This is a genomic window from Pseudomonas sp. P1_F7, assembly GCF_056405655.1.
This window is the reverse complement of the sequence record NZ_JBFUBR010000007.1, coordinates 285,217-291,727: the sequence shown is the minus strand read 5'-3', so window position 1 is coordinate 291,727 and position 6,511 is coordinate 285,217. Positions and strand designations below refer to the sequence as shown.

Genomic DNA, 6,511 nt, shown 5'->3' with positions numbered 1-6,511 from the left:
GTGAAGTCCGGTTCGGCTGACGACGCGACCTTCCTGCTGACCAACGCCGACACCGTGATCATCGTGCCGGGCTACGGCCTGGCGGTGGCCCGTGCTCAGCACGCGCTGAAGGAACTGACCGAGAAGCTGACCCACCGCGGCGTGACCGTGAAGTATGCGATCCACCCGGTGGCCGGTCGTATGCCCGGGCACATGAACGTGTTGCTGGCCGAGGCCGAAGTGCCTTACGACCAGGTGTTCGAGATGGACGACATCAACTCCGAGTTCGGCCAGGCCGACGTGGTGCTGGTGTTGGGCGCCAACGACGTGGTCAACCCGGCCGCGAAGAACGATCCGAAATCGCCGATTGCCGGCATGCCGATCCTCGAAGCGTTCAAGGCCAAGACCATCATCGTCAACAAGCGCTCGATGGCCAGCGGCTATGCCGGCCTGGACAACGAGCTGTTCTACCTGGACAAAACCATGATGGTGTTCGGCGACGCTAAAAAGGTCATCGAAGACATGGTCAAGGCCGTCGACTAACCCTCTGCGGTACACAGAACGCCCCGACTCGTCGGGGCGTTTTTGTTTGCGCAAATCGTCGGACAAACTATTCTTTTGTTACCGATCCGGTAACGGTGTTTTGCTTTAAAGGCCCGGAATAGACGCCTCGATTGCGACCTTGGTAGCGGGACAGAAGCCAGCGCAATTCACTAGACTGCACGTCCTGCTACCTGTTGCCCGAGATAACAATCCATGTACCGTGACCGTATTCGCCTGCCTTCGTTGTTGGACAAAGTGATGAGCGCTGCCGACGCTGCCGCTCTGATTGAGGACGGCATGACCGTCGGCATGAGTGGCTTTACTCGCGCTGGCGAAGCCAAGGCCGTCCCCCAGGCGCTGGCCGAGCGTGCCAAGGTCACGCCGCTGAAGATCAGCCTGATGACCGGCGCAAGCCTGGGCAACGACCTCGACAAGCAGTTGACCGAAGCTGGCGTGCTGTCGCGACGCATGCCGTTTCAGGTCGACAGCACCCTGCGCAAGGCGATCAATGCCGGTGAAGTCATGTTCATCGACCAGCACTTGTCGGAAACCGTGGAGCAATTGCGCAACCAGCAATTGAAACTGCCGGACATTGCCGTGATTGAAGCCGTGGCGATCACCGAACAAGGGCATATCGTGCCAACCACCTCGGTAGGCAACTCGGCCAGCTTCGCGATTTTCGCCAAGCACGTGATCGTCGAGATCAACATGGCGCACAACCCGAATCTCGAAGGTCTGCACGACATCTATATTCCGACCTACCGTCCGACCCGCACGCCGATTCCGCTGGTCAAGGTCGACGATCGCATTGGTAGCACCGCCATTCCGATTCCAGCGGAAAAAATCGTCGCCATCGTGGTCACCAACCAGGCTGACTCGCCCTCCACTGTCCTTGCGCCGGACGCCGAGACCCAGGCCATTGCCGACCACCTGATCGACTTCTTCAAACAGGAAGTGGCAGCCGGGCGCATGACCAACAAGCTCGGCCCACTACAAGCCGGTATCGGCACCATCGCCAACTCGGTGATGTGTGGCCTGATCGACTCGCCGTTCGAAGACCTGACGATGTATTCCGAGGTGCTGCAGGACTCGACCTTCGACCTGATCGACGCTGGCAAGCTGAGCTTTGCTTCGGGCAGTTCGATCACCCTGTCGAGCCGGCGCAATGCCGACGTGTTCGGCAATCTGGAGCGCTACAAGGACAAGCTGGTCCTGCGCCCGCAGGAGATTTCCAACCACCCTGAAGTCGTGCGCCGCCTCGGCATCATCGGCATCAACACCGCCCTTGAGTTCGACATCTATGGCAACGTCAACTCCACTCACGTCTGCGGCACACGGATGATGAATGGCATCGGCGGCTCAGGCGACTTCGCGCGCAACGCGCACCTGTCCGTGTTCGTGACCAAGTCGATCGCCAAGGGCGGTGCGATCTCCAGCGTGGTGCCGATGGTCAGCCACGTTGACCATACCGAACAYGACGTCGACATCCTCGTGACCGAAGTGGGCCTGGCTGACTTGCGAGGCCTTGCGCCCCGGGAGCGTGCCCGGGTCATCATCGACAAGTGCGTGCACCCGGATTACCGCCAGGCGCTGAATGATTACTTCACCGCCGCATGCGCCATCGGCGGGCACACCCCGCACATCCTGCGTGACGCCCTGAGCTGGCACATCAACCTGGAAGAAACCGGGCAAATGCTGAAGAAGTAATTGATACAGATAGCAGCTGGCGCAAACACAGTTTCGTCAGCTTGCTATTACTTCCGCGCAAACTGAAAAAAACTGTACTGCTGTACCGGTCATTTCCTACGGAAAACTCCCACCTGACTGGGCGAAAACTGTAAATTAGCACCACAACAGTGCAGACAGGTACAGTTGCCTCAATTTCGACCAGTACACCCCCTATAAACAGTTAACTGAGCCCTCACAATACAGATGAACTGTATCTACAGAGACTAGGCAAACGAGAGGATCATGGGCACCAGTTAAACCACTACCTAATCCCGCCATAAGCGGAAGGATGACCACCATGGAACGTACACTCAGTTCCGATCTGTTCTTTCAAGATACTGCTGCAAAAACCCAGGCTTCCCTGCCTCTGCGCGTTATCGCCAACCTGATGCTGTGGCAGCGCCGCATTACCAGCCGCCATCAACTGGCTCGCCTGGATTCGCGCCTGCTGGCTGACGCCGGGATTAGCGAAGCACAACGCTACGAAGAGCTGAGCAAGCCGTTCTGGCGCTAAGTTAGCGTCGCTGGCTCTGACCTTAAGGTCCACCGCCAGCAACCCGAATTGAAAAAACAAAACCCGTCGTGGGAAACCACGACGGGTTTTGTCGTTTTGGCCTGTCAAATCCGGTCTTACAGTAGGGAAACCTGAATACCAGTACAGTTTGAGAAAACAACAAACTGAACGAGTACAATATCGTCGCAGTGTGTCTGTAGTGGATGTTTGGCCGGTGTCAGCATGGAGCCCTCTACTTATCAGGACAGGGACCGCGCCATGAATTCTTTACAGGATGTTTCCACCCCCTCAGTTCAATCGAGACCTTGCTTGCACTGGGTTAGAGATCTGCTGACAGGACTCTTCGCTAGCCTGGAAAGGGCGAGAACACGACGTTTACTGGCTCAACTCGATGATCGTCAGCTATCAGACCTTGGCATCAGCCACGCCGACCRCATCAATGAATTGGATAAACCGTTCTGGCGCTGACTGCCTGTTTGCATGACGGGCTGTTCGAACTGACACACTCAGGCCTAATATCAAATCAGAACGTGGCGAGCGCCAAGCGCCTGGCGTCTGACTTTGCAGACACTGCGCCATTTTTCAATTGGTTTACACAAAGGAGTTACCCATGTCCCGTCTCCGTCTGCTCAGCGCTGCAGCCCTGTTTGCCGTGGCTGCCAGCGCCCAAGCCAGCAGCTTCATCGTGACCACGGATGCTGTCGTCAATGCGCTCAAAGCCACGTCCGATGCGACTACCGATGTCGTCTCGTCTTCGTTCAAGGATGACAAGATTGTCCTCGCGGCCCGTGACGACGCAGCCAGCTTCGTCGCCAGTGAAGGTTCCATCCGCGGCGTGAAACTGGAAAGCGCACTCGACCATATTCGCCACCAGGCGCCACAGCTGAACGCAAGCGACGCCCAACTGGCGCAAGCGATTCTGACGATCTAAACGACCGCACAGACATGGGGCACACCCGACGTGCCCCAATGTTTCTGCGCTGGCTCTAGAACGGGCCTTGCGCTAGCCTTGGGACTCATTTTTAACTGTCGAGTCTCATGCGTTTTCCTTCAAATCTCTTGATCGCTCCAGCCTTTCTTACCCTTGGTTGCTGCGGATCGGCCCACGCTTATGACGCCTTCAATCTGTCCACCCAAGGCATCGTCGCCAGCGGTTACGCCACAAGTTTGGTGACCAGCGCCCCCTTCGACCATAAACTGCTGCTCGCCGCCCAGGATGACGCTGCGGCATTCATTGCCAGTGACGGCCAACTGAGAGGCGCACGACTGGAGTCGGCCCTGCGGTATCTGCGCCGAACCCAGGCAAAACTTCATGCCAGCGACCTTGAACTGGCACAAGCAATTCTCGTCCAATAGTTATCCCTGTTTTTCTGGAGTCGTTCCATGCGTAACCCGCTGATTGCTGCCACCTTAGGCCTGCTGCTGTTGGCCGATGTGTCCCAGGCACATACTCTGGTTGCCACCAGTAACATGCTGATCCGCGCCACCCAGCGCACCCTCGATTTCACCTCCGACACCACCACGTCCATTCGCGATTCGAAAATCGTGCGCGAAGCCCAGGACGACGCCGCCAGTTTCGTTGCCAGCAATGGCGACATTCGTGGCGCTCACCTGGAATCCGCTTTCGACTTGCTGCGCACCCGCGTGCCGGAAGCCCGCGACGCCAGTGATCAGGATCTCGCCGAAGCCATCCTCGCACTGTGAAGCGTCCAGGCGCCTGGCTGCTGGCCGGGGCACTGTTGCTGCTCGGCAACACGGCCCACGCAGGCCTTCAGTTAAATCTCAAGACCGAAGGTCTGACTCCCGCACAACAGCAAGCCAGTCAGGCGTTGCTCGATGAAGCTATGCAGGCACTGCCGCCACGCTTTATCGAGCAACTCGATCGGCGCATCGACGTCGGCTGGACCGATGACATGCCGCGCAACGCCTACGGCCAGGCATCGCTGGTGTCCGAGCTCGATCTGAACCGCAACCTGTTGGCCGGTCTCACCGATGGCAGCGCCGCGACCAGGAAAACCCATCGCCCCCATGGCACCGTGCGCCGGGAAATGCTGGCCACGGTGTTGCACGAGCTGACTCACATCTACGACCGCTCGCGCCTGTGGCCGGATGCCGAGCGCAAGCTGATTCAGCGCTGCACCCAGCGCAACAACAGCTCGGGGCTGGTGGGCATTCCTGATCAATGTCGGGGCCAGTCCGATCGGCGTTATACCCTCAGTGACGATCCGCGCCTGCTCGACCTCGCCGGCTGGCAGCAATACGTAGGCCGTCGTGGTGAACGCGAACAGCACAATCGCCAGATTGCCCGCAGTCCGGACATCTACGAGACCAGCAGCCCAAAGGAATTCGTCGCGGTCAACATGGAATATTTCCTCCTCGACCCGAGCTACGCCTGCCGCCGCCCCGCGCTGTACCGCTACTACAAGGAACATTTCGGCTGGGCGCCCGCCGCCAAAAACAGCTGCAGCAAAACCTTCGCCTTCCTCAATGCCGGCAACGACTTCGCCAAGACACCTTTGGGCCAGGTCGATCCGGAGCGGGTCTATGCCGTTGACTATCTGCTGGCCGAGGCTAACCAGAACCTGTTCAGCCGCTGGGGCCACAGCATGTTGCGCCTTGTGATCTGCGCGCCGGGCCGACCACGCGGACCGGATTGTCGACTGGATCTGGACCAGCATCTTGTGCTGTCGTACCGCGCCTTCGTCGGCGACGTACAACTGTCGAGCTGGGATGGCCTGGTCGGTAAGTACCCGTCGCGACTGTTTATCCTGCCACTGTCCCAGGTCATCGACGAGTACACCAAGACCGAACTGCGCAGCCTGGCCTCCGTGCCCCTGAACCTGTCGCGCAGAGAGATTGAAGACGTGGTGGGACGTGCCGCCGAGATGCACTGGAGCTACGACGGCAACTACTTCTTCCTGTCGAACAACTGCGCGGTGGAAGAGCTGAAATTGCTGCGTGGCGGTACCAATAACCCGCAATTGGTGGGACTCGACAACATCATGCCCAATGGTTTGCTGGAAGTGCTGAAAGGCCGCGGACTGGCGGACACCAGTGTGCTGGACGACCCGCGAGAAGCCTTGCGCCTGGGTTTTCGCTTCGACTCCTTCCGCGAGCGCTATCAGGCCATGTTCGAGATCCTGAAAAAGCACTTGCCGATCAAACAGGAAACCGTCGAAGACTGGCTCGAATTGAAAGCCGCAGAGCGCCGGCAATGGTTCGAGCAGGCCGATTTGCGCACCAGCGCGGCATTGCTGCTATTGGAACAGGCCAGTTTCCGTCAGCAATTGCTGCTGGCCCAGGATGAAGTGAAACAGCGTTATCTGGGCGCCCGAGAGCTGAAGAATGGCGGTATGGATAAGGCCAACGAGACGCTCAAGGACATTCTCGCCAACAGTGGTTTCCTCAGCCGGCCGGCGGAACTGCTGGGCACCAACGGTTATGGCTTGCCGCAATCGAGCGAGTGGGAGCATCTGGAATCGGAAAGCAGCCAGCGCCAGAAACAACTCCTGGCGCTGTCCGGGGATCTGGACAAGGAGGTGAGGGCGCTGCTTGAACCGAGCCGCGCCGCCGAAATGGCCGCCAACGAGGCCAACGTGAAGCAGATTGGTGAGCACCTGCGCAAACTGCACAAGGCATCAGGCGGGATAGAGTTGCCTTGATCCGTAACCTGTAGGAGCGAGCTTGCTCGCGATGGGCTGCACATCCAGCATTGATGTTGGCTGACAGGCCGCTATCGTCGGATCG

Annotated in this window: 8 protein-coding genes; all 8 read left to right on the top strand. The window is 58.7% G+C overall.

The features are described from left to right. On the top strand, positions 1–522 hold a 522-nt coding region (locus tag AC1D1M_RS13545), incomplete at its 5' end, for an NAD(P)(+) transhydrogenase (Re/Si-specific) subunit beta (protein WP_477776006.1). Between the two features lie 213 nt (positions 523–735). Beyond that, complete coding sequence (locus tag AC1D1M_RS13540) at positions 736–2,229, top strand: acetyl-CoA hydrolase/transferase family protein (RefSeq protein WP_008018492.1); 1,494 nt, start codon at positions 736–738, stop codon at positions 2,227–2,229. A 319-nt stretch (positions 2,230–2,548) separates the two neighbouring features. Next, entirely contained in the window at positions 2,549–2,764 is a 216-nt protein-coding gene (locus AC1D1M_RS13535; protein ID WP_108218709.1) for a DUF1127 domain-containing protein, read from the top strand. 258 nt (positions 2,765–3,022) lie between these two features. Next, positions 3,023–3,232, top strand: a complete 210-nt coding sequence (locus AC1D1M_RS13530) for a DUF1127 domain-containing protein (protein WP_477776005.1) — start codon at positions 3,023–3,025, stop codon at positions 3,230–3,232. Between the two features lie 142 nt (positions 3,233–3,374). Next, positions 3,375–3,695, top strand: coding sequence for a DUF2388 domain-containing protein (locus AC1D1M_RS13525; RefSeq protein ID WP_477776004.1), 321 nt, complete (start codon positions 3,375–3,377; stop codon positions 3,693–3,695). 107 nt (positions 3,696–3,802) lie between these two features. Then, the gene (locus tag AC1D1M_RS13520; protein ID WP_477776003.1) at positions 3,803–4,120 is read left to right on the top strand and encodes a DUF2388 domain-containing protein; all 318 of its coding nucleotides are present in this window, start codon (positions 3,803–3,805) and stop codon (positions 4,118–4,120) included. A 27-nt stretch (positions 4,121–4,147) separates the two neighbouring features. After that, complete coding sequence (locus AC1D1M_RS13515; RefSeq protein WP_108231768.1) at positions 4,148–4,468, top strand: DUF2388 domain-containing protein; 321 nt, start codon at positions 4,148–4,150, stop codon at positions 4,466–4,468. Beyond that, the gene (locus tag AC1D1M_RS13510; protein ID WP_477776002.1) at positions 4,465–6,426 is read left to right on the top strand and encodes a DUF7844 domain-containing protein; all 1,962 of its coding nucleotides are present in this window, start codon (positions 4,465–4,467) and stop codon (positions 6,424–6,426) included. Before AC1D1M_RS13515 ends, AC1D1M_RS13510 begins: the two co-directional genes overlap by 4 nt. Positions 6,427–6,511: the final 85 nt, after the last annotated feature.

Coding starts and splice junctions, on each gene's coding strand:
- AC1D1M_RS13535 (WP_108218709.1), top strand. CDS start 2,549: ATGGAACGTACACTCAGTTCCGATCTGTTCTTTCAAGATACTGCTGCA.
- AC1D1M_RS13525 (WP_477776004.1), top strand. CDS start 3,375: ATGTCCCGTCTCCGTCTGCTCAGCGCTGCAGCCCTGTTTGCCGTGGCT.
- AC1D1M_RS13520 (WP_477776003.1), top strand. CDS start 3,803: ATGCGTTTTCCTTCAAATCTCTTGATCGCTCCAGCCTTTCTTACCCTT.
- AC1D1M_RS13515 (WP_108231768.1), top strand. CDS start 4,148: ATGCGTAACCCGCTGATTGCTGCCACCTTAGGCCTGCTGCTGTTGGCC.